Origin of the sequence: Marinomonas sp. S3726, from assembly GCF_000967665.1 — a bacterium.
Taxonomy (GTDB): domain Bacteria; phylum Pseudomonadota; class Gammaproteobacteria; order Pseudomonadales; family Marinomonadaceae; genus Marinomonas.
In genome coordinates this window covers 744,375-768,802 of record NZ_JXYC01000004.1, presented here as the reverse complement: position 1 = coordinate 768,802, position 24,428 = coordinate 744,375, and the positions used below count along the sequence as shown (strand labels likewise).

General features: G+C 41.3%; 19 protein-coding genes and 1 tRNA gene. 10 read left to right on the top strand and 10 right to left on the bottom strand.

The genetic code is table 11. The features are described 5' to 3' along the window. Window positions 1-67: 67 nt before the first annotated feature. Together TW85_RS04640 and TW85_RS04635 are read right to left on the bottom strand one after the other, a co-directional pair. Window positions 68-158, bottom strand: a tRNA-Ser gene (locus TW85_RS04640). A gap of 72 nt (window positions 159-230) precedes the next feature. Further along, window positions 231-1,289 carry a polysaccharide deacetylase family protein gene (locus TW85_RS04635; protein WP_052701855.1) on the bottom strand — a complete coding sequence of 353 codons (1,059 nt, stop codon included), beginning with the start codon at window positions 1,287-1,289 and terminating at the stop codon, window positions 231-233. A gap of 224 nt (window positions 1,290-1,513) precedes the next feature. Here TW85_RS04635 and TW85_RS04630 point away from each other — a divergent pair, with 224 nt between their 5' ends. The 4 genes from TW85_RS04630 to glsB all read left to right on the top strand — a co-directional run bounded on the left by TW85_RS04630 (window position 1,514) and on the right by glsB (window position 5,626). After that, entirely contained in the window at window positions 1,514-2,713 is a 1,200-nt protein-coding gene (locus tag TW85_RS04630; protein WP_046015860.1) for a glycine C-acetyltransferase, read from the top strand. Between the two features lie 8 nt (window positions 2,714-2,721). After that, window positions 2,722-3,747: an L-threonine 3-dehydrogenase gene (tdh, locus tag TW85_RS04625; protein ID WP_197477779.1), complete on the top strand. Its 1,026-nt coding sequence runs from the start codon at window positions 2,722-2,724 to the stop codon at window positions 3,745-3,747. Window positions 3,748-3,816: 69 nt separating this feature from the next. Next, complete coding sequence (gene nudC, locus TW85_RS04620; protein WP_046015858.1) at window positions 3,817-4,644, top strand: NAD(+) diphosphatase; 828 nt, start codon at window positions 3,817-3,819, stop codon at window positions 4,642-4,644. Window positions 4,645-4,717: 73 nt separating this feature from the next. Beyond that, the gene (gene glsB / locus TW85_RS04615; protein WP_046015857.1) at window positions 4,718-5,626 is read left to right on the top strand and encodes a glutaminase B; all 909 of its coding nucleotides are present in this window, start codon (window positions 4,718-4,720) and stop codon (window positions 5,624-5,626) included. Between the two features lie 84 nt (window positions 5,627-5,710). On the opposite strand, the gene ppnN is transcribed toward glsB, so the two are convergent. The 6 genes from ppnN to TW85_RS04585 form a co-directional block, all read right to left on the bottom strand. Continuing rightward, a complete protein-coding gene (gene ppnN / locus TW85_RS04610) occupies window positions 5,711-7,081 on the bottom strand; it encodes a nucleotide 5'-monophosphate nucleosidase PpnN (RefSeq protein ID WP_046015856.1) in 1,371 nt (456 codons plus the stop codon). Window positions 7,082-7,249: 168 nt separating this feature from the next. After that, a complete protein-coding gene (locus TW85_RS04605) occupies window positions 7,250-7,960 on the bottom strand; it encodes an ABC transporter permease (protein WP_046015855.1) in 711 nt (236 codons plus the stop codon). A gap of 1 nt (window position 7,961) precedes the next feature. Further along, entirely contained in the window at window positions 7,962-8,651 is a 690-nt protein-coding gene (locus TW85_RS04600) for an ABC transporter permease (protein ID WP_046015854.1), read from the bottom strand. A 112-nt stretch (window positions 8,652-8,763) separates the two neighbouring features. Next, entirely contained in the window at window positions 8,764-9,519 is a 756-nt protein-coding gene (locus TW85_RS04595; protein WP_046015853.1) for a transporter substrate-binding domain-containing protein, read from the bottom strand. 86 nt (window positions 9,520-9,605) lie between these two features. Then, complete coding sequence (locus tag TW85_RS04590; protein ID WP_046015852.1) at window positions 9,606-10,376, bottom strand: ATP-binding cassette domain-containing protein; 771 nt, start codon at window positions 10,374-10,376, stop codon at window positions 9,606-9,608. A gap of 136 nt (window positions 10,377-10,512) precedes the next feature. Further along, a complete protein-coding gene (locus TW85_RS04585; protein WP_046015851.1) occupies window positions 10,513-11,589 on the bottom strand; it encodes a GlxA family transcriptional regulator in 1,077 nt (358 codons plus the stop codon). A 292-nt stretch (window positions 11,590-11,881) separates the two neighbouring features. On the opposite strand from TW85_RS04585, the gene TW85_RS04580 reads away from it, so the two are divergent. The 6 genes from TW85_RS04580 to TW85_RS04555 all read left to right on the top strand — a co-directional run bounded on the left by TW85_RS04580 (window position 11,882) and on the right by TW85_RS04555 (window position 22,605). Next, entirely contained in the window at window positions 11,882-16,696 is a 4,815-nt protein-coding gene (locus TW85_RS04580; protein WP_046015850.1) for an NAD-glutamate dehydrogenase, read from the top strand. Between the two features lie 51 nt (window positions 16,697-16,747). Then, window positions 16,748-17,965, top strand: coding sequence for an aspartate aminotransferase family protein (locus TW85_RS04575; protein ID WP_084616106.1), 1,218 nt, complete (start codon window positions 16,748-16,750; stop codon window positions 17,963-17,965). Window positions 17,966-18,131: 166 nt separating this feature from the next. Then, entirely contained in the window at window positions 18,132-18,422 is a 291-nt protein-coding gene (locus TW85_RS04570) for an HlyU family transcriptional regulator (protein ID WP_046015849.1), read from the top strand. A gap of 47 nt (window positions 18,423-18,469) precedes the next feature. Then, complete coding sequence (locus tag TW85_RS04565) at window positions 18,470-19,468, top strand: alpha/beta hydrolase (RefSeq protein ID WP_052701852.1); 999 nt, start codon at window positions 18,470-18,472, stop codon at window positions 19,466-19,468. 156 nt (window positions 19,469-19,624) lie between these two features. Then, window positions 19,625-20,743: a substrate-binding domain-containing protein gene (locus TW85_RS04560; protein WP_071210259.1), complete on the top strand. Its 1,119-nt coding sequence runs from the start codon at window positions 19,625-19,627 to the stop codon at window positions 20,741-20,743. 20 nt (window positions 20,744-20,763) lie between these two features. Next, on the top strand, window positions 20,764-22,605 hold the full coding sequence (locus tag TW85_RS04555; protein WP_046015848.1) for a LuxQ periplasmic sensor domain-containing protein: 1,842 nt from the start codon (window positions 20,764-20,766) through the stop codon (window positions 22,603-22,605). On the opposite strand, the gene TW85_RS04550 is transcribed toward TW85_RS04555, so the two are convergent. Then, on the bottom strand, window positions 22,602-23,435 hold the full coding sequence (locus tag TW85_RS04550; protein WP_046015847.1) for an SDR family NAD(P)-dependent oxidoreductase: 834 nt from the start codon (window positions 23,433-23,435) through the stop codon (window positions 22,602-22,604). The genes TW85_RS04555 and TW85_RS04550 overlap by 4 nt on opposite strands. 121 nt (window positions 23,436-23,556) lie before the next feature. Then, window positions 23,557-24,396, bottom strand: a complete 840-nt coding sequence (fghA, locus tag TW85_RS04545; RefSeq protein WP_046015846.1) for an S-formylglutathione hydrolase — start codon at window positions 24,394-24,396, stop codon at window positions 23,557-23,559. Window positions 24,397-24,428: the final 32 nt, after the last annotated feature.

Below are 24,428 nucleotides of genomic sequence, written 5' to 3'. Positions count from 1 at the left end.
ACCAACTGAGCTATCGAGGAACTAATAATTTATCTTGCTTCACAACAATTTATCTCAAGGAGATAAATGGCGGAGGAGGAGAGATTCGAACTCTCGGTAGGCTATTAACCTACGCCAGTTTTCAAGACTGGTGCATTAAACCGCTCTGCCACCCCTCCGTTGTGGAGCGAGGTGTATATTACGGATTTCAAACGCTCATGCAACTGTTTTTTTTAAAAAAAGTGAATTATTTAGTTTAAATAGCCCTGTTTTGCCTTTGCACGTATCCAAACGTTAGAAAACCAGTGATATTGACCACTTTTTGTACTTGGCATGGTGCAATTAATACGGCCACGACCATATTTAAACGCTTGTTCTGCAACAACCTTTACTTTTGTTGCTGATGACCATTCCAATTTAGCCTGCCCTTGCCCAGAAACATAACAAGCCAATTCTTTAAGACGGTATTTACCTGCCTTAAATTCTAAATCAAGCGAAACAGCTTCTTTACCCGCAAAGTCGCCACCATTTTGGAATGAGACTAGTGGCATAGGCAAAGATGCTAATTTAGTCTTCAAACCACCCAGCTTGGCATAAGCACCTGATGCAGGAAATCTCGGTAAGTTTGAAAAGTCAGAATCTTTATTTACAACGCCTGACTGCTGGCCAAAACCAATCATGTCAATTTGCTTCAAATACTGTCTTAACCAAGCATTAGACTCACCATAGGGATAAGCTAACATATTCGGACTTTCACCCAACTCTGCGATCAACCTAGATTCCACATAATCAATTTCTTTACGCATCCTTTTTTGCCATTCTTCAGGGGTTTCTTTTTTCACTAGACGCAACATATAAGGATGGCTGTCGGTATGGTTAGCAAAACTTGCACCTGAACGCTGCATTTCTCGCATATTATCCCAACTCAAGAAATTTTTATTTTTCTGCCTAACAGGCTGTGTATTAATAAAAATAGTAAAAGGAAAGCCCTTCTCTTTTAAAATAGGAAAACCCGACTGATAAATATTTAAATAAGCATCATCAAAAGTAATAGCCACTGATTTTTCTGGCAAAGCGATACCTTGCTTAATATCTGACAGAGCTTTAGCTAAATCGATCACTTGAAAACCTGCATCATCAAGATAATCCATATGCTCTTGGAACTGAGCCGGTGTCACTGAAGTCGAAAACGGTGTCTTTTCTCCCACATGATGATATTGCAGGATAGGTAAGTGATCTTGAGCTGCAAGCACACCAGAACCCAAACCTATTGCTAGAGAGGATAAAGCGAGAGAGATTGATTTTTTCATAATAAAGACACCTTAATATAACTTGGGCCACATACTACGTAACTGTGCAGAGTTTCACCAGTCTTGCTATCTATCCACTTAAAACCTTAATAGTGAGCCCACTTAATAATCTTGCTATTCAACCCTCAACTGTTATGCCCATTTTGCTATGTCACTGCATCTGTTTGAAGCAGATAAAGCAGCTTACACTAATTAAATACTTTCAATAGATGAGGAGACACACGATGAAAAAACAGGACTTTTTCTCAAACTTAGCCAATCAATTAGAGCAACTTAAAGAACAAGGCCTCTATAAAGAAGAGCGAATGTTAATGTCACCTCAGGCTAGCCAAATTCTAGGACAAGAAAAACAGCCACTTATTAACCTATGTGCTAACAATTATCTTGGCCTTGCCAGTGATGAGAGTGTAATCACAGCAGCACACAACGCATTAGACGAGCATGGCTATGGCATGGCGTCTGTGCGCTTTATTTGTGGCACTCAAGACATTCACAAAACACTTGAGAATAAACTTAGTCACTTTTTAGGTATGGAAGACACCATACTCTACTCTTCATGTTTTGATGCTAACGGCGGTTTATTTGAGACCTTACTAACAGCAGAAGATGCGGTAATTAGCGATGCGTTAAATCACGCCAGCATTATCGATGGCGTTCGACTTTGTAAAGCAAAGCGCTATCGCTACAAGAACAATGATATGGCAGACCTAGAGCAACAATTAATAAGTGCAGATCAAGCCGGTGTCAAAACCAAACTAATCGTCACTGATGGCGTCTTCTCTATGGATGGCATAATCGCCAATTTAAAAGCTGTATGTGACCTTGCTGACAAATATGAAGCCCTAGTTATGGTAGACGACTCTCATGCGGTAGGTTTCTTAGGGGAGAACGGAAAAGGCAGCCATGAATACTGTGACGTCATGGGCCGCGTCGACATCATCACTGGCACTCTAGGTAAAGCGCTAGGCGGGGCCTCTGGTGGTTACACTAGTGCTTCTAAAGATATTGTCGCTTGGTTACGTCAGCGCTCTCGTCCTTATTTATTCTCCAACTCACTTGCACCTGTGATTGTCGCAACCAGTTTACATATTCTGGAAACGATCGAGAAAAGTGGTCAAGCTCGACAGCAACTTGCTGCTAATAGCCAACACTTCCGCAAACGTATGACAGAAATAGGCTTCACATTAACACCCGGTGATCACCCTATAATCCCAATCATGCTTGGGGATGCTAAGTTGGCTCAAGATATGGCTGCTGAAATGTTTAAACATGGTGTCTATGTTACAGGCTTCTCTTATCCTGTGGTCCCTATGGAGCAAGCCAGAATCCGTACTCAGATGTCTGCTAAAATGACAATAGCAGAGCTAGATATTGCCATAGATGCTTTTGAGCAAGTTGGCCGAGAACTCAAGATTTTAGGATAAAAATAAAGATGAAAACCTTAGCCAAAACACAAAATAAGCCTGGCATTTGGATGACTGAGTCTGAAAAGCCACAATGTGGGCACAATGATGTCCTCATTAAAATCAAAAAAACGGCAATTTGTGGTACAGATATGCACATTTATCACTGGGATGATTGGGCTCAAAGTACCATCCCTGTACCTATGACAGTTGGCCATGAGTTTGTGGGTGAAATCGCAGAAATTGGCCCTGAAGTATCCGGTTTTAATATTGGCGATAGAGTTTCAGGTGAAGGCCATATTACCTGTGGCCATTGTCGAAATTGTCGCGCAGGACGTCGCCACCTTTGTCGCGAAACGGTAGGAGTCGGCGTTAATCGCACTGGCGCTTTTGCTGAGTATCTGGTTATCCCTGCTAGTAATGCTTTTAAAATTCCGGATGGAGTCTCTGATGATATGGCATCAATCCTAGACCCTTTTGGCAACGCTGTGCACACAGCCTTGTCTTTTGATCTCGTCGGTGAAGATGTTCTTATCACAGGAGCTGGACCAATTGGCGCAATGGCAGCAGCAATCTGCCGTCATGTAGGTGCTCGCAATGTGGTGATCACGGATGTCAATGACTACAGACTATCGCTTGCCAAAGAGCTAGGCGCTACTCGCACCGTCAATGTCAGCAAAGAAGCCCTTAGTGATGTCATGTTAGATTTAGGTATGACAGAGGGATTTGATGTCGGCTTAGAAATGTCTGGTAACGGACAGGCTCTTAACGGCATGCTTGAAGTTCTCAATCATGGCGGCAATATCGCTATGCTAGGTATTCCAAGCAAAGATACCGTCATTGACTGGAATCAGGTCATTTTCAAAGGCCTTAATATCAAAGGCATTTATGGCCGAGAAATGTTTGAAACCTGGTATAAGATGGTAGCCATGCTGCAATCAGGATTGGATATTAGCCCCATCATTACCCATCACTATAAGATCCAAGATTTTCAGGCTGGCTTTGATGCAATGGCATCTGGTAAGTCAGGAAAAATAATCTTAGACTGGCAGTAGTTTGAGCAAAAATGATTGAGGCTATACCCGCCTCAATCGTTTCGAATACTGCACGCTAAGGAAGATTTAATGTTAGAGATAGGCACCCAGACTCACCCTAGCCCACACCAAGACGCTATTTTTTTATTACTCCACAAAGGCAATGTACTCATTAGCCAATCCGAACACGAAGCAGGCCAAGAAAAGTACCAACACACCCTTTACGACTTCCAACCCGATGCTAGCACTAACGCTGTATATTGTGGCCAATGGCAACAGCAAGATCTGTTTGTCTGCATTTTAACTAAGGTACCAAAAGGCTTTTTAGAAATAGATCTAAGAGAGCTACTATTTAATCAGGACGAAGCTGGCTATCTACTTATTAGCCGTGCTAGACAACTCGCCACCTGGGACAAAGACCACCAATACTGCTCACGCTGCAGCACCCCATTAAAAAACAAACATGATAGAGAGCACACCAAGATTTGCCCTAAGTGCAATCACAGAAGCTATCCTAGAATATCCCCCTGCATCATAGTATCCATAAGGAAGGGCGATAGTATTTTATTAGCTCGTGGCATGATGTCTCCACCTGGTCGTTATTCCAATATTGCAGGTTTTGTTGAGGCTGGAGAAACGCTAGAACAAGCGGTTGCTCGCGAAGTAGAAGAAGAAGTTGGCATCAGGGTTAAGAATGTCACTTATCACTCTAGTCAACCTTGGTCTTTTCCTCACCAATTAATGACAGGTTTCTTAGCTGAATATGATTCAGGAGAGATCACACCTGCCCCAGGTGAAATTGATGAGGCAGACTGGTTTGAAATAGATGCCCTACCCGAGATTCCATCGACAGCTACCATATCAGGGCAAATCATTGTCGATCATATCAAACAAATAAAATCTGAAAAAAAGAGCTAAAAGAAGCAATTTATTCTCAACCCTTGCTCATCTATAATGCTGGCGCACTTCGACAGCATTATAGAGACAAGGTATGGACCAAATACTAAAAGAAATTCAATCTCTTGCTTTGCCACTAATAGGGCAAGGTAAAGTAGCGGATTACATTCCCGCTCTCGCCAAAGTACCTGCTGAGCAGTTTGGTATTGCCATTTACAGTAACAAAGGTGAGCTATTCACCATTGGCGACGCACACACAAACTTTTCAATCCAAAGCATCTCTAAAGTATTTAGCCTCACCCTAGCCATGAAGCATTATGGTCAAGACATGTGGAATAAAGTTGGACGCGAACCTTCTGGTCAACCTTTCAACTCTCTAGTGCAGCTTGAATACGAATCAGGCGTTCCTAGAAACCCTTTCATCAATGCTGGCGCACTCGTTGTAAGTGATATGAACCAATCTCGCTTTGTATCTCCACATTATGCTATGAAAACCTTTGTACGCCGCCTATCTGGCAACCAAGAAGTTCAATCCGATCATAAGGTCGCTAATTCGGAGTATGAATTTCGCTCTCGCAATGCTGCTATGGCTTACCTTATGAAATCATTCGACAACTTTGATAATGATGTGGAAGAAGTACTCAGAAGCTATTTTAGTAATTGCGCCATACGCATGAGTTGCGTTGACCTTGCTAAGGCATTTAGCTTCTTAGCTAACAAGGGTTATTGCCGCCACAGTGGTGAGCAAGTTCTGACTGAGCAAGAAACTAAACAAGTCAACGCCCTGATGGCAACAAGCGGGCTTTATGATGAAGCTGGCAATTTTGCTTATCGTGTTGGTTTACCAGGAAAGAGTGGTGTTGGTGGCGGCATAGTGGCCATAGTACCTGACCAATTTTCTGTCTGTGTTTGGTCACCAGAACTAAATAAAGCAGGAAACTCCTTAGCAGGCATGGCAGTACTAGAAACCCTATCGCAAAAAATTGGCTGGTCTGTTTTTTAATCGCTTTAGTGGGTTAAAAATTAACGCCAAGTAAAAAGGCCCCAAGGATAAACTTGAGGCCTTTTCTTTATCTCATTTTACATTTTAAGTAATAACTTTATAACAAGGGATATACTCTGTGCCTGGTAGTTTCATACGTTGCTGCTCAACAAAGGCTTTAAGTAAAGCATCCAATTTAGCCAGCAAAGCCTTATCGCCATGAATTTCAAACGGCCCATGAGCCTTAATGTATGCCACACCTTGTGCCTTAACATTACCCGCCACAATTGAAGAGAAAGCTCGTCGTAAATTTGCAGCTAAATCATGCAACTCCTGATCAAAGTGCAAATTCAACGCTGCTACCTTTTCATGTGTTGGTTCAAACGGATGCTGGAATGCCTCAGGTATAAACAGTTTCCAATTATAATAAAAAGCATCATGATGCTTCTTACGGAAACCCCTTACATCCTCCATCTGCTCTTTCATGGTACGCGCTACAGCAACAGGGTCATCAATAATGATTTGATATTTATCCTGCGCTTCCTTACCTAAAACAGTGCCGATAAATTCATCTATTTGCTCAAAATAAGCCGCGCTTTCTTTTGGTCCAGTAAACACTAACGGGAAAGGCACTTCTTTATTATTTGGGTGCAATAAAATACCCAATAAGTATAGGATTTCTTCAGCGGTACCTGCACCACCTGGAAACACAATAATACCGTGCCCAGCTCGCACAAAGGCTTCAAGACGTTTTTCAATATCAGGCAGAATCACCAACTGATTCACAATAGGATTAGGCGATTCAGCCGCAATAATACCCGGCTCAGTTAAACCTAAATAAACACCATCCGTTAAACGCTGTTTAGTATGCGCTATGGCCGCACCTTTCATTGGCCCTTTCATAGCACCTGGTCCACAGCCAGTACAGATATTAAGCTCTCTTAAGCCCAGTTCGTGTCCAACAACTTTAGTGTAATCATATTCATGACGTGCAATTGAGTGACCACCCCAGCAAACAATCAGATCTGGCTCAGGGGAACGCCTAAAAACATTAGCATTACGTAGTAGGTTAAATACTGTATTGGTGATCTTATCCGATGAGGCATTCTCAAGGGAGCTCTCAAGATCATATTCATGGTGAGTAAAAATAATGTCTCTTAAAACACAAAAGAGCATTTCACGAACGCTTTGTATCATTTTACCATCAACAAACGCGCTACTTGGAGCATTGAGCAGCTGTAGTTTTACACCACGTTCTTGCTGAACAATTGAAATTTGAAAGTCATGAAACTCCTCTAATACCGCCTGAGGGTCATCAGAGTCACTACCACAATTAAGTATGGCTAAAGAACAACGACGAAATAGCTCATGGAGTTGGCTCGAATCTTCGGATATACGAGCAATTTCATCTTGAGATAACATTTCCAATGCGCCTTTAGGTGCTACTAGCGCATCAACACGATCTTCATACTGCATGATCGTCCTCCTTACTCTTCCTAAGTTATTGTCTTTGCTTTATTAATACTGGTTCCCTTTTATCTAATTATCAAGCTAAGTGCACTTTTCTTAACATAAAAAAGGGCTTTAGATTAATCTAAAGCCCTTTTTAAAACATAACAGAATGTTATTAATTAGTGCCGTATATCAGACATCGTCTGGTAACTTCACTGGATTTGGTCCTAAATAGCGGTTCTGACGTTTTTCAACTTGTTTGAAAATCGCGATTACTACCATACTGATTGCCAAATAAATCACACCAGCAGCCAAGAAAATCTCAATCGGCGTATAGGTTCTCGCTATGATAGTTCGCGCCATTCCCGTTAAATCAAGAATAGTAATGGTACTTGCTAGCGCACTACCTTTAAGCATCAGAATAATCTCGTTACCGTAAGCAGGCAAAACAATACCGAAAGCTCTTGGCAGCAAGATACGACGATACATTTGCACCTTAGTCATACCGACAACTTTACAGGCTTCAACCTCACCCACTGGAATGGCTTGAATTGCACCACGAAATATTTCGGCTGTATAAGCTGAAGTATTAAGGGTAAATGCAATAATGGCACACCAGAAAGGTTCTCTTAAAATAGGCCACAAGAAGCTTTCTCGAACCACTTCAAACTGTGAAGCGCCGTAATAGACTAAGAAGATTTGCACTAATAAAGGCGTTCCTCGAAAGAAGAAAATATAGGCAAATGGCAAACCACTAACAAGTGGATTTTTAGAGATTCTAGCCAAAGCAATAGGCAAAGCGAATATACCGCCTAACACCACTGATAAAGCAATTAACTGCAGACTAACCCAGGTTCCCTGCATTAATTTTGGAAAGTACTCAACAACTACTGAGAAATCCATCTTAAGCCCTCTTTATACCGCGATTCGCGCGTTTTTCTAAGAAATAGACAATTCCCATAGAAACTATGGTCAGGCCTAGATAGAGAACAGCCGCAGCTGAATAGAATAAAAATGGCTCTTTGGTACTGCTCACCGCTATGTTTGCCTTACGCATAATGTCATCAAGTCCAACGACAGATACTAATGCCGTATCTTTTAGCAAGACTAAAAACAAGTTACCAAGGCCAGGTAAAGCCATACGCCAAACTTGCGGTAAAATAATACGATAGAAGGTACGAACTCGCCCCATTCCTAAAGCAACAGCCGCTTCATTTTGCCCCTTAGGAATAGACTGTAAGGCCCCACGAAACACTTCAGTAGCATAAGCACCAAAAGTTAAACCTAAAGCGGTAACACCTGCCGCAAAAGGACCAATTTCTATGTATTCATCGTAGCCAAATAAACCCGCTACAGCCATAAGCACAGTGGTGGCGCCAAAATAAATAATGAGGACGGTTAGCAGTTCAGGAATACCACGAATAATGGTGGTATAACCATTCGCAATCCACTGTAATGTCTTGACTGAAGACAGTTTTGCAGACGCTCCAAGTAAGCCCAATACTAGTCCAACTGCGAGTGACGCTAGCGCCAATTCAACAGTAACAGCTGCACCAATGAGTAACTGGTTTCCGAATCCGGATAGATCAATCATATTTTGTTCTCAGGTCGATCTCTGAATATTCGAGATGTACAAGGAAACGAAGGCTCAAACTCCTAGGTTCGAGCCTTCTAACACCATCTTATTTATACGTTAAACGGATAAATTAATAGATAGAGAACGGGAAGTATTTAGCGTTGATTTTCTGGTAAGTACCATCAGCTAAAATTTCATCCAAAGCTTTGTTTAGCTTGTCTTTCAGCTTATCGCCTTTACGTACAGCGATCGCGATGTTGTCTTCTTTTAAGAATGCATCACCCTTAAATTCAAACTTATCGCCGTTACCTGATGTTTTCAACCAATCAAAAGTAGGTAGCTCATCAGATAAAACAACATCTAGACGACCAGCAACAAGGTCAAGATAAACATTGTCTTGGTTATCGTAGAATTTCAAAGTAGCTAGATCAGCAAAGTTGTCTTCTAGGTACTGAGCACCTAATGTTGCACGCTGTGCACCGATTACTTTACCTTTAAGATCTGCAACATTAAACGCTTCACCTTTAAGACCTAGGAAGCGTAGGCCACCAGAGTAGTATTTATTAGTGAAATCAACCACTTTCAAACGCTCTTCTGTAATAGACATAGAAGCGATTATAGCATCGAATTTACGTACTTTAAGACCAGGAATAAGACCATCCCAATCCTGAGTAACTACTTCACAATCTGCTTTCATTTTTGCACAAAGTGCCCAAGCAACATCAACGTCAAAACCCTGTGGTTTACCAGCTGAATCAATGAAGTTAAATGGCGCCCAAGCACCTTCTGTCGCAAGGCGAACTTTATCGGCAGCAACACTTGATACAGAAGTAAGAGCAGCACCTAATACTAGTGCTGAGCCTAGAGCAAGTTTTTTAAGTTTCATGATTTAACCCTTTTAATGATTGTAATTATTTTATTTTATCAAACTCTAAAGAAATAACTTCTTCAAATTTGTATGTCTGTTGAAATTTAAAAAGTACTTGAAATAAACGCCTTACAACGTTCTGATTCTGGCGCTTCAAATACTTTTTGTGGCGTCCCTTTTTCTTCAACTAGACCTTGGTGTAAGAACACCACTTCACTAGATACCTCTTTCGCAAAGTTCATTTCGTGCGTCACAATTAACATGGTGCGGCCTTCATCAGCCAAACCACGCATAACACCCAAAACCTCTCCCACTAACTCAGGGTCAAGCGCTGATGTTGGCTCATCAAACAAAATAACCTGAGGGTCCATTGCCAAGGTACGAGCAATCGCAACACGTTGCTGCTGGCCACCTGACAACTGACTTGGATACATATGTTTCTTGTCAGCGATACCGACTTTGTTTAACAGGTGCTCGCAATATTCGAGCACTTCTTTTTTCGGACGCTTAAGGACATTTAGAGGCCCTTCCATCACATTTTCTAAAATTGTCATGTGAGGCCAAAGATTAAAGCTTTGAAATACGAAACCGACCTGCTGTCTCATACGAGTAAGCTGCCCCATATCTGTAGGATACAGATCTGGTCCCTTACCATGCTCTAAGCCAAGTTTTTCACCATTGAAAAGAATTTCGCCCTTAGTTGGGTTTTCCAATAGGTTGATACAGCGCAAAAAGGTACTTTTGCCTGATCCACTAGAGCCCAAAATTGAAATAACGTCGCCATCATAGGCCTTTAATGAAATACCTTTTAAGACTTCGGCATCGCCAAAGGTTTTATGAATATCATTCAGCTCTAGCGCTGGGACTTTTGACATGTGTTATACCCTTTTCTCGAATGAGTTATTATTCTTAAGAGACTCGTATCAAGTTTCTTGTATTTATAGTTATTAGTTATATATCTTTTTTCTAATTTGAAATATTTGCGCCATGATCATCTATTCGGGCCAGATTTCAAAACTTTTTTTGCCATAATTGGCGCTTTTTCCTGTCAGCCGACTCATTTACACGCTCTGTAGGTACAGATTGCTTACGCTCTTCTCTTGGCGTTAAGTCAAAAAAACCCTTGTACGTTGTACTGAAATGAGGAGCAGATGAAAAACCACATTCAGTTCCCACTTGCACAATTGGTTTATCTGTTTGGGTGAGTAACTGTTTGGCGTGATTTAATCTCAATTCTAAATAATATCGCGATGGTACGTTATTCAAGTTATTTTTAAAGAGCCTTTCTAAATGCCTTCTTGAAACACCCACGTGAAAAGCAATGTCATCTGGCGATAAGGGCTCTTGAATATTAGCCTCCATCAACTGCACAGCCTCAACCAATTTAGGCTGGCTGGTACCCAGTCGAATTTGTAATGGAATACGTTGCGGATCTTCATTAGTTCTTATGCGCTCACAAACAAACTGCTCAGAAATGCTACCAGCAAGTTTCATTCCATGTTGTTTGCCTATGAGAAATAACATCATATCCATAGAAGCGGTACCGCCACTACAGGTAAACCTATCTCTATCAACTTCAAAAAGGTGATTTGATACTATGGTATTAGGGAAGGTTTCTCTTAGGTTGGTGATGCTCCACCAATGAATTGTCGCTCGATAGCCATCTAGAAGACCAGCCTGTGCGAGTAAATAACTCCCTGTACAAATACCACCAAGCGCTATTTTACGTTTGGAAAGACGTTTTAGCCAAGCCTCTAACATTAAATTTTCTTCTGGCATGGCTGGGGATGCACCACAAATAAACACAGCATCAAGATCAGATGGTGCATCAGATAAAACATAATCTGCAACTGTCACCGCACCTACACTCGAAACAACCTCTTTGCATTTTGCGTCAGATAAATTTTGTCCTGTGGTTTTGTCGCGAGATGGTCCCTGATCGGCACTGATTGTACAGAAGCGATAAAGATCTTTACCACTAATCCAATTAGCCATATGTAGGGTCTCAATAGCCGACGAAAAGGCGAGCATTGAAAAGTGTGGTAGTAATAAAAAACCATACTTTTGAGGCTTGCCACTTGCCTGCATGAGTTCTCTTGATGCAAAACCGCGCTCGTACAAATTATTATCCTGTGATAAGTGCGTTTATTAGTGTTTTATTTCCGATAGAATGGATAACAAAGGGTTTTTGAATAGGGTTCAAGCCTTATTTACTATCCTTGTCCCAATTCAAGAACAAAATGTCGCTAATCTGAAATTTAACACCTTTCGAAGGAGGAAAGTTTTATTAATAATCGATAATAGTCCTGAAACAACGCTTTTTCATTCTTATAACTACAATTAGCATTAAAAGAACACCACTCTCGAGGATGAGTTCCAAATGACGCATAACCAAAAGACAGAGTTAATTAATCGAGTCAAACTAGAACTAAAGGAAAATCATTCAGCCAAAGAAGCTGAAAACCTTGTTCATCTCGCACAATTATACTTTCAGGATTCCCTCACTGAAGATATGGTCAGTGAGCCAATTGAAAATTTATATGGCACCATTCTTTGCCTTTGGGATTTTATAAAACAACGAAAATCGAACACTCCTACAATTCGTGTTTACAACCCAAATTACGAAGAGCATAGCTGGCACTCAACCCATACAGTTATTGAAATCCTAACTGATGACATGCCATTCTTAGTTTCATCTTTGAATATGGCTATTGCGCGTCTTGGCCATACTATTCACAAAACTTCACATCCTTTGTTAAACCTAGCTCGTAACAAAAGCGGTGAAGTCACAGGCCTACTTGAAAAGTCAGAAAGCGCTAATAACGAATCTTTGATGCGTTTTGAAATTGACCGTCAATCTGACTCAAGCACATTTGAAGCCACTGCTTCTGCCTTGCTAAATACCTTAGCTGATGTAAAAAACACAGTTGATGATTGGCCAGCCATGCAAGATCGCATGAAAGAAATCATTGCAGAGTCGACAAAAGTTAAACATTTGAAAAACGACCCTGAGCACAAAGAAAATATCGATTTCTTACGTTGGATTGCCAACAACCACTTCACTTTTATTGGTTTTCGCTCTTACGACCTTGAAGTTAAAGGTGACGCAGCACATTTAAGTTTAGTGCCTAACTCAGGTTTAGGTACTTTCCGCGAAAATAAAAAAGAAAAATCGAAGAAGCATATCGTTCTTAACGAGAAGCTTACTAAGCTTGCCGTAAACAACACCAATCTTCTGGTTCTAACTAAGTCTACTGCGCTTTCGACAGTTCACCGTCCAGCTCACTTAGATTACCTAGGTATCAAACGCTTCAATGCTAAAGGTGAAGTCATTGGTGAATGGCGTTTCTTTGGTCTTTATTCTTCTGCTGCCTATGTTGCTCGTTTGCAAGATATCCCGCTACTCAGTAAGAAGCTAGAGAAAATTGTGAAGAGTACTGAGCTTCACCCTGATAGCCACAAGGGTAAAAACCTTAAGCACATTCTTAACAGCTATCCACGTGATGAGATGCTACAAGCATCTGCTGAAGAACTAAAAGAAACCATCCTTGATATCTTGGCAATTCAAGAACGTCGTCAGTTACGCTTGTTCTTACGTAAAGATCTTTACGGCCGCTTTATCAATGCCATCGTTTACGTTCCACGTGATAGATACAACACAGAGCTAAGATACAAGCTGCAAGAAATCCTAATGGAATCTTGTGACGGTACTAGCGCAGAGTTCAACGTACAGTTCTCTCAAATGGTATTGGCTCGTGTTAACTTCACGATTCAAACCACGAAAGATAACGACCTTGACCTTGTGATTGAAAATGAAATTCAGCGCAAGATGCAAGACGCGATGAGTTCATGGGATGACAAATTACTTGATGCACTTCATACATACCATGGTGAAGAAGCAGGTAACCAGCTGTTCCATAAGTATGCTCCGCACTTACCAGCCGCATACCGTGAAGACTTTTCTCACAACACAGCGGTCCTTGATATTGAACGCCTAGATACTTTGACAGAGGAAGGCGCAATTGCCACTCACCTGTATCGTCAGGTCGGTCAGAGAAAAGGCGCTCATTTCTTTAAAGTTTACGGTACGGGTACTTCTCTTGTTCTTTCTGATGTATTGCCTATCTTGGAATGCATGGGTCTTCGTGTATTAGAAGCGAGACCATACGAACTTGATCAACAAGAAACCAATACTTGGGTCGTTGAGTTTGCCATCTCTGTTGATGAAAACATCAACCTAGAACAAAAAGCGCAACGTGAAGCTTTCCAGGATGCTTTTAACCAGATCATTAAGCGTCGTGTTGAAAATGATAGATTCAACGCACTTGTACTTGAAGCCTCTCTAACTTGGCGTCAAGTTACCATGCTACGTGCAATCACTAAATACTTGATTCAATTACAAGTACCTTTCTCTCTGTCTTATATGCAACAGACTCTTGAGAAAAACTCTAGTATTGCCCGTCTTCTGGTTCAATTGTTCGAGCAGAAGTTCAATCCAGCGCTAGATGCTAACCGTGACACTAAGTGCGAGAAGCTTCAAGAGAAGATTGAAGAAGCACTAGATCAAGTAGCTAACCTAGATGAAGACAGAATCTTGAAGCACTTCTTGTCTGTTATTCACGCTATGTTGCGTACTAACTTCTACCAAGCAGACGAAAATGGCGCGATTAAAGATTATGTATCCTTCAAACTGGATCCAAATCAAATTCCAGCGGTTCCATTACCTCGTCCTAAGTTTGAGATCTTTGTCTACGCACCTTGGGTTGAAGGTGTCCACATGCGCGGCGGTAAAGTTGCTCGTGGTGGTCTACGTTGGTCTGACCGTATGGAAGACTTCCGTACCGAAGTACTAGGCCTAGTAAAAGCACAAATGGTTAAAAACGCCGTTATCGTACCAGCAGGTGCGAAAGGTGGTTTCGTTGCTAAGCAACTTAAGAAGTTTGCTTCACGTGATGAAGTACAAGCTGAAGTTATTCGCTGTTACACCACTTTCATCAGTGGTCTTCTAGATATCACAGATAACTTGGTACAAAACCAAATTGTTCCACCAACATCTGTACAGCGCTTTGACGAAGATGACCCGTACCTAGTAGTTGCAGCCGATAAAGGTACAGCGACCTTCTCTGATCTTGCAAACAGCATTTCTGAGAAATACGGTTTCTGGTTAGGCGATGCATTTGCATCAGGTGGTTCTAATGGTTACGACCATAAGAAAATGGGTATCACAGCTCGCGGTGCTTGGGAGTCGGTTAAACGTCAGTTCCAAGAAACAGGTCTAGATTGCCAAAACACTGACTTTACTGTTGTTGGTATCGGTGACATGGCTGGTGACGTATTTGGTAATGGTATGTTGCTATCTAAGCACATTCGCCTAGTTGCGGCCTTTAACCATATGCATATCTTCATTGACCCGACACCAGATTCTGCAACTTCTTTTGTAGAGCGTCAGCGCATGTTCAACTTGCCTCGTTCTTCTTGGGAAGATTACAACAAGGAATTGATTTCTAAAGGCGGTGGTATCTTCAACCGTTCTGCTAAATCAATCCCATTGAATGCAGATATACGTAAAGCCCTAAGCATCGAAGGCAATGTTAAAGCCATGGCGCCTATGGACTTAATCTCTGCCATCCTGAAATCTAAAGTAGACCTACTTTGGAACGGTGGTATCGGTACTTATGTTAAGTCTGAAAACGAAACACATGCAGAAGTAGGCGATAGCGGTAACAACGCATTACGTGTAAACGGTAACGAGCTACGCTGTCGCGTTGTAGGTGAAGGCGGTAACTTAGGTCTTACTCAACTTGGCCGTATCGAGTTTGCACAAAGCGGCGGTCTAATGAGCACTGACGCTATTGATAACTCAGCAGGTGTTGATAGCTCTGACCACGAAGTAAATATTAAGATCTTGCTTAACCGTATTGTCGAAGATGGCGATATGACAGAGAAGCAACGTAATAAGCTACTGGCTGAAATGACAGATGAGGTTGGCGCACTTGTTCTGCACCATAACCAAGGTCAAAGCCATGTACTTTCACTTGCTAACTCTCAAGCGGTAGAAAGAGTTGCTGACCACCAACGCCTAATGGTGTCATTAGTACGTGAAGGTCGCCTAAACAGAGAAATCGAGTTCTTGCCAAGTGTTTCTAAGATTAAGAAACGCATGAACCAAGGCCAAGGCCTAACTCGCCCTGAGATTTCTGTTCTTTTGGCTTACTCTAAAATCAAGCTATCTGAGCAATTGGTTGATGATGGTATTGGTGAAGATGCGGATTTGGTAAAAGAAATCCACGCTTACTTCCCGAAACCACTGACGGAGCGTTTTGGCGAGCACATGGCAAGCCACCCGCTAGCACAGGAAATTGTTGCAGGTCATGTTACTAATAACATTGGTAACCGTATGGGCCCAACTTTCAGTACTTATGTACAGGAAGAAACAAGTGCTTCTGCGCTAAACCTAGTACGAGCTTACATGGCCGCAGAGAGTATTTTCTCTATCCCAGCACTTTGGGATGCGATCAACGAGCTGGACTTTAAGATTGATAACGCACTGCAATCTAAACTTCTAATCAGTGTTCAAGCCTTACTTGAAAAAGCAACGCTTTGGTTACTACGTAACACACGTGAAGAACTTTCGATTCAGAAGCTAACTGACACTTATCGTCCAGGTGTTGAAATTATTCGCCAGCAAATTGATTCTATCTTGACGCAAACAAGCCAAGATCACTTGCAAAGCGTAGTAAGCGATTTAACTGCACAAGGCATTCCTGAAGTAATTGCACAGCAAGTGGCTGGCCTTCAGTACCATTTCTACGGACTAGACATTATCCGTGTTGCTGCAAATACGCAGAAAGAAGTGATTGATGTAGCACAAACTTATTTTGCCCTAGAAATGAACTTAGACCTACATTGGCTACGTAACAGTGTTCATAACCTGAATACTGATGATGTTTGGCAGCGTAAGGCTAAATCTGGCCTAGGTGACGAAATCGACAATAGCTTAAGAACATTAACTCAAGAAGTTATCCAGTCTAGTACTGATATTAATGACCTTGGTGCGCGCCTAGAACACTGGCACGAGCTGAACGGTGATAATATCAAGCACTATCAGGTGACCTTTAACGAAATTAAAGCGGAAACTGAACTGACACTAGCAATGGTATCAGTGGCAATCCGGGAGTTAAGAAACTTAATCTAAAACTGACTGGGCCACCGGACTTCCGGTGGCCAATTTTACGAGGTAAATAAAGTGACTGAACAAGTAACGAGAGCAACATTTGACGAAGTAATGGTACCAAACTATGCACCTTCCGCTGTCATCCCAGTGCGTGGTGAGGGCTCTCGAGTGTGGGATACTGAAAACAATGAATACATTGATTTTGCAGGCGGCATTGCAGTAACAGCATTGGGCCATTCACATCCGAAACTTGTTGACGTTATGCGCCAACAGGCGGGTCAAATTTGGCACCTTGCAAACGTAATGACTAACGAACCAGCACTGCGTTTAGCTAAAAAACTAACTGAAAAAACTTTCGCTGACAGAGTCTTCTTCTGTAACAGTGGTGGTGAAGCGAATGAAGCGGCATTTAAACTAGTACGTCGTTATGCTTTTGACCACTATGGCGAGCAAAAACACGAAATCATTGCTTTTAATAAGTCTTTCCACGGCCGTACACTTTTCACAGTATCTGTCGGTGGCCAAGCTAAATATAAAGAAGGTTTCGAACCAACTCCAGGTGGCATTAGCCACTGTGATTACAACAACATTGATCAACTAAAAGCACTTATTTCTGATCGCACTTGTGCTGTTGTAATGGAACCAATTCAAGGTGAAGGCGGTATTATTCCTGCTGACGTTGAGTTTGCTAAACAAGTACGTGAATTATGTGATGAGCACAACGCACTATTAGTATTTGATGAAGTGCAATCAGGTGTTGGCCGTACTGGTACTTTCTTCGCTTACGAGCAACTAGGCGTTAAGCCAGATGTACTAACTTCTGCAAAAGCATTAGGTAACGGCTTCCCTGTTGGCGCTATGTTAGCAACTGAAAAAGCAGCTAAGAGCTTGGCATTTGGTACTCACGGTAGTACTTATGGTGGTAACCCTATGGCATGCGCTATTGCTGAAGCAGTTATCGATATCGTAGATACGCCAGAAGTATTAGAGGGTGTTGAGAAGCGTCGTCAACTATTCGTTGAAGGCCTTAACGCTATCAATGAAAAACACAACCTTTTCAAAGAAGTTCGCGGTATGGGTCTTCTAGTTGGCGCTGAAGTTGTTGATGCTTATGCAGGTAAAGCAGCACTATTCATTAAAGCAGCGGCGAAAGAAGGTCTGTTCATTCTTGTAGCAGGTCCAAATGTTGTCCGTTTTGCACCTTCTCTAATTATCCCAGAAGAAGATATTAAAGAAGGTCTAGCAAGATTCGAAAAAGCCGTTGCTGCTGTGATTGCAGACAACGCTTAATTTTTCGAGCCTAAATAAAAACCCAATCTGTTTTGCAGGTTGGGTTTTTTATTAACTAAAATTCCTCCTCACTGACGTTTTATTGCAGCAGGGGAACTCCTTGTATGACAATAAAGTATGTTAGGCTTAAATCATCATTATTTCACCTTATCAATAAGAGAGACTCATGGGCATTTTTTCTGGCATTAAAAATCTATTCAGTGGATCTGGCGAAGCAGAAGTAAAAGCAGAAGAAGCAGTCGAGTATAAAGGATTCAGCATCATTCCGGCACCAATGTCAGAAGGTGGTCAATATCGCGTTGCTGCGACAATTACGCAAACCCTCAGTGAAGATGAAGTTAAAACTCACAACTTCATTCGTTCAGATCTGATTCCAAACAGAGATGAATGTATTAGCATTACATTACGCAAAGCTAAAATGATGATAGATCAGCAGGGTGATCGCATTTTTAGCTAATCATCAAATAAGGTACAAAACATATTCTGTCTATAAGTGAGCAATTTATGGATGTAGATCTAAGACAAGCAAACCTCATTGTCAGTGAAGAAGATGATATTTTGGGCTCAGACTTTAAGGCTATTACCCTTAAGCCAGCTGAGCAGCAAATTTGTACCTTAATCCATTATCAGGTTCCAGCTAATATAGAACCCGCTGGAATTGCCCTTCTTTATGTTCACGGTTATACGGATTACTTTTATCAAGCAGGGTTAGCTGAGTTTTTCGCAGAACTTGGTTGTGACTTTTATGCAGTGGATTTACACGGCTATGGCAGATCTATCCGCCCTTTCCAAGCTGACCACAATAAAAACCAGTTTTCGAACTATTATCACGACCTAGATGCCTGCCTTAATACAATGGCAGCAAAAGGCGTAAAGCGTTGTGTTATTCTTGGTCATTCCACTGGTGGGCTTATTGTTAGCCGTTATCTATCAAACGAATATTCATCAAGATCAGATTCAATCGACATAATAGGCCTTATTCTCAACAGCCCATTTTTAAGCCTACCTATGCCATTAAACGAAGAAAAGTGGCGCTTACCCTTATATAACTTCATCAGTAAAGCATTGACTCACATAAGCCTTCCAGCAAAAACGGCAACACCTTATGCTCAAACCTTACATGAAAGCCTAGCTGGCGAATGGGGCTACAGGTTGGATTGGAAGCCTAGCCAAGGCTCCCCACTATCCTTTAATTGGGTGCAGAAAATCATTCAAGAACAAGCACTTTGCTTACAAACCCAGTGTGATATTCCAACTTTATTGTGCCGCTCTTCAAAAAGCACTTATAAGAGCCCTAATGTGGCAGAAATTAAGCAAGGAGATGGCGTGTTAGATGTTGAGAACATGGAAGCAAAAGCAAAACGTATTTTTACAGAACTAGACATAGCGATTATAGACAAGGGTTTTCATGACATTTATTTATCACCACTTGATGTTCGATTAACTTATTTAGACAAAATTAAACACTGGTTAACTTCCAATTTCATTAATTTTGAAAAATAAGCTGAGTTGTAAATAAACTCAAGCAAGCACCTTTATTTCCAGTTAAACTAAAGTTATCTGATTGTTTTGTATTATTTAATTTATAGGCATAATGGGTTTTACTTTTTTACTCTCTAGCCACTACTAAACATTCATTATTGTTACGGGGACCCTATAATGCATTGCTTAAAGTATTTTTTTACCCTAGCTAGCTTAATGTTATTCAGCCAGCTAAGTATGGCTAATGAGCGAGACTTTTGGCTAGTTGATGAATTTATCGAGATGAACCCTGCACAAGAGCCAATTAGCCAATCCTTCTCTGAATTAGTCCGAAAACCCGCTATTCCTCTGAGTGTTCCCCCACTGAAACCAGTCAAAATTGCCGTGGTTTATCCTGCAAATCAAATATCTGATTACTGGTTGAGAAGCATACGATCTTTCGAAGCTCGCTTAAAAGAGCTCGACATTCCGTATGAAATACAATCTTTCTTAACTCAAACAACCAATAACAACTCCCTTAATGAGCAAGCTAAAGAGATCTTAACCGCCGTAAATTCAGGCGCAGACTACCTAATCCTTACCCTGTATAAGAAGCAGCACAAATCCATCATAGAACGCCTTATCTCTGATAAGAAAACAAAAGTTATTTTACAAAATATCACCACACCCATTAAGGATTGGGACAACCAGCAACCTTTCTTATATGTTGGCTTTGACCATGTAAAGGGCACACAACTTCTTTCTAATTGGTACCAAGATCAAAAGTTAAATAGCAATGAGTATGGCTTACTCCATTTCCCGAAAGGCTATATTAGCCAAGTAAGAGGTGACAGTTTCGAGCAATATACAGGGGTAAATTCTGACTACAAGTTAGTTAGCAGTTACTATACAGATTCTACTAGGAAAAATGCTTACTCTAACGCAATAAACCTACTTGAAGAGCACAACAACCTTGGCTTTATTTATGCGAGCTCTACCGACATCGCTCTAGGTGTCAGTGATGCAATTTCGGAAAAAGGATTACAAAATAAAGTATTGGTGAATGGCTGGGGTGGCGGAAGCGCTGAGTTAGCAGCCATAGAAAAAGGTAAATTAGACGTAACTGTCATGCGTATGAACGACGATAATGGCGTTGCCATGGCAGAAGCCATTAAGCTAGATTTAGGCGGTAATGAAGAAAAGGTGCCTGTGATTTACAGTGGTGATTATGTTGTTGTTACAAAAGAGTCTAGTCCTGCTAAAATTCAATCACTCAAACAACAAGCGTTTCGCTATTCAGGCGTCGATGACAAATAGGCAACATTAGGAAGAAACTAATGAACAAGGTTCGTTCTCTCTACAAGGTACCTTTATTTGTTGCTATTTCAACTATCATGTTGATTTTGTTTATGGCGGCGGCTGCCATTCAAGTTCGTTCTGTTTCTCGTATTGCCGATACGATAATTGATAAGGAAGTTTCAAGCTTCACCCGTCAAACTCACACCAGTTTACAACTCTTCTTCGATAACGTCTTACAGCGTAACCAGCTTTTATTGCAAAGCTCTGCAGTTAACTTTCAGCTATTAAAATCATTAGAAGACAATGATTCATTAGCTATCATGCAAAACCTCAACTCTCTTTATAACTCAGAACCCAATTCCGGTATGGAACTACTGTTTATTATCAGTCCTACCAATCAGGTTCTTTATGATGCCAGCTCCCCTTTCTTTAGTGATGAGCAGAGCCTAAATGAGTTAAGCCAAACACCCACCAACATGTATAAATGGCGACTTGTTCCAATGAACATGGCTAGCAAACAACAGGTCATTTTATTTAAAAAAGAAGCTTTAATTTCGCCTAAGAGTGGAAAAATTTTAGGCTATTTAGCAGGCGGTATCGTATTAAGTGGCCGTATTGCCATGCTTAACCAAGCTAGAAGCTATGTGGATATCGACAGTGTTGCCCTAAGGTACAATAATGAAATTCTTGCAGAGAGCACCAAAGGTAGCTTGATCATCCGTGATCATGTCAATGCCTTATTGACGCCTAAAGCTCAGACAGAAGAAGAGCTTGCAGAATTGAAACCACAACTTAGCAAGTATAAAAATCACTTTGTTGGTCGTTACCCTATTATCATAGCCAACCTAGAATCTGAGTTAGAGTTTATTACCCTTTTATCAAGCTCTTCCTTTGACACCTTAAATACAGAATATAAGTATCAAGCGAGTTTTCTCTTAATCGCCCTCTTCACCTTTGCCATTGTTGCCTCGCTGATTGTGATTGGTATAGCAATCAGGCCTTTAATGCAGATTATTGCCGCCGCTCGACAAGCCATTGATAAAAATGAAGCCATGCAAACACAGACAAGTGTGATTAAAGAATATGATGAGCTAGGAGGCACATTAAGTCAGTTGATTGAATCCTCCAGCACTCAAAAGCACGAACTGAACCACCTAAACAAACAACTAAAACAAAACGTAAAAGAGTTAGAGCAATCTAATAAAGAGTTAGACAATATTACTTATATTGCCTCCCATGACCTCAAGTCACCTCTAAGAGGGATTAGCCTGCTAACCCAATGGTTAAGCCATGAGTTAGGCAATAAATTACGCCCAGAAGCCAGTGATAAGATTCAGCTTTTAAGTCAAAGAGTAAATAGCATGGAAGCCATCTTAGAGCGCATGCTAGGTTATTCTAAAGTAGGTAAAAAAGGCCACGAACTCGCCCCTGTTGATAGCAAAAAACTCTGCCAAAGCGTTTTCTCGAATGCGCAACATGATAAAGAAAACAGTTTAACTTTAAATGGTGACTTCCCTATTTTCACCACCTACCGTACGCCATTTGAGCAAGTTATGCGCCACTTGATTGATAATGCGCTCAAGCATAACCCTTCACCTAAGGCACAGGTCAGTATCGAAGTCGAAGAACAAGAAGGCTATTACCATTTCAAGATTTCAGACAATGGCCCTGGCATATCAGCACCATTACAAGAGGCAATACAGTCTAACGAAACGCTGAACGATACCCCGCAATTATTGAATATAGGTATTGGCTTAAATATGGCGAAAAAAATCACTCGCCTTTATGAGGGTAAGCTCACCATTATCTTAAGCAATGAAAGAGGCACCTCTATTCTCTTTACTTGGCCAGCAAGGCCTTCGGCACTTAATATAAATTAACTACCACCTTTTATTAGCACAGCATCTAACCAAGCAATAGGGAAAATACGCTTTAAAAACGCCATCAAGTAGGTAGGAAAAGTCACAAAGTACCTAGCTTTTGGCTTATCCGATTCAAGTGCATGAATTAGTTTTTTAACCACAGCGTCCGATGGTAAGGTGAAGCTAGAATTAGACTTTGAGGCACTTAACCGGCTCATAGCCGCTTCATAACCTTCCTTGTGTCGGCTCGCTTTAATATCAACATTATCTTTTAGTGCAATTAAAGCATTCGCTCGAAAAGCGGTTTCAATTGGGCCAGGTTCAATGAGCGAAACCTTTACTTGTGTGCCTTTCAACTCCAATCTCAAAGTATCCGTTAGCCCTTCTAAGGCAAATTTAGACGCGTTATAAGCCCCTCTAAATGGCATAGCAACCAAGCCTAATACAGAACTGTTTTGTACAATGCGTCCCTCCCCTTGCTCTAACATATGCTTTACTGCCAAGCCTGTTAGGGTATGTGTACCAAAGACATTCGTTTCAAACTGCAAGCGCAGTGCGTGAGTTGTTAAGTCTTCCACTGCACCTGGTTGTCCATAAGCGCCATTATTAAAAACGGCATCTAATTTACCACCAGCAATCTCAAGCGTTTTTTCAAACCCCGATTCAATTGAAGTATCGTCAGACAAGTCCAGCTTAATCACATGTTTTAAACCTAATGATTCAAGCGTATTAATATCTTTAAACTGACGGCAGGAGGCTATGACTAACCAACCTCTATCTTGCAAAGTTTGAGCGGCGCACAAACCAATCCCTGTCGAACACCCCGTAATTAAAATTGATTTTTGCATGACATGCCTTAGTAAAAAAATTGGCCATAGCTTACCTGAATACCTTCTCTAAATGCCAAAACAAAAAAGCCCTATCAAGTCATGATAGGGCTTTAAGCGACAAACCAGTGTAATTACAAAACTAGCTTAATGCTTTAGCATGATGTTCAAGATGATCATCAATAAAGCTCGCTATAAAAAAGTAGCTGTGATCATAACCCACTTGATGACGCATCGTCAGAGGATGGTTATTCACATCACAGGCAAGCTCTAGAGCATCCGGTTTTAATTGCTCAGCAAGGAAGTCATCAGCATCACCTTGGTCTACCAAGATGGCTAGTTTCTCTTCTGCTTGGCTAATCAAAAGACTCGCATCCCATTCTTCCCAAAGCTTTTCATCGTGTCCTAAATACCCAGTAAGAGCCTTTTTCCCCCAAGGGCATTGAGTCGGATTACTAATAGGTGCAAAAGCAGAAACCGATTGGTAAGCACCCGGATTCTTCAAAGCGCAAACTAAAGCACCATGCCCACCCATAGAGTGACCACTGATTGATTTCTTATCCGTTACCGGGAAGTTTGCTTGAATAACCTGAGGTAGCTCAGACACCACATAATCATACATATGATAAGTCTGGTCATAAGGCGCTTGAGTAGCATTAAGGTAAAAACCTGCGGCACTGCCAAAGTCATAGCTTTCATGTTCACCAGGGTAATCACTGCCCCTTGGGCTAGTATCGGGACACACTATGGCTAAGCCTAATTTAGCAGCAAGACGCTGAGCGCCGGATTTTTGCATGAAGTTTTCATCATTACAGGTAAGGCCAGATAACCAATAAAGCACAGGTACCTTACTTGTCTCAGCTTGAGGCGGTAAATAAATGGCAAAAATCATATCACCTTTAACCGACTCACTTTGATGGCGATAACGTTTTATCCAACCACCATAAGATTTTGTACTAGAGAGCAGTTCTGGTTGACTCATGTTATTTTCCTTTAGTAAAAATGATCCATAAA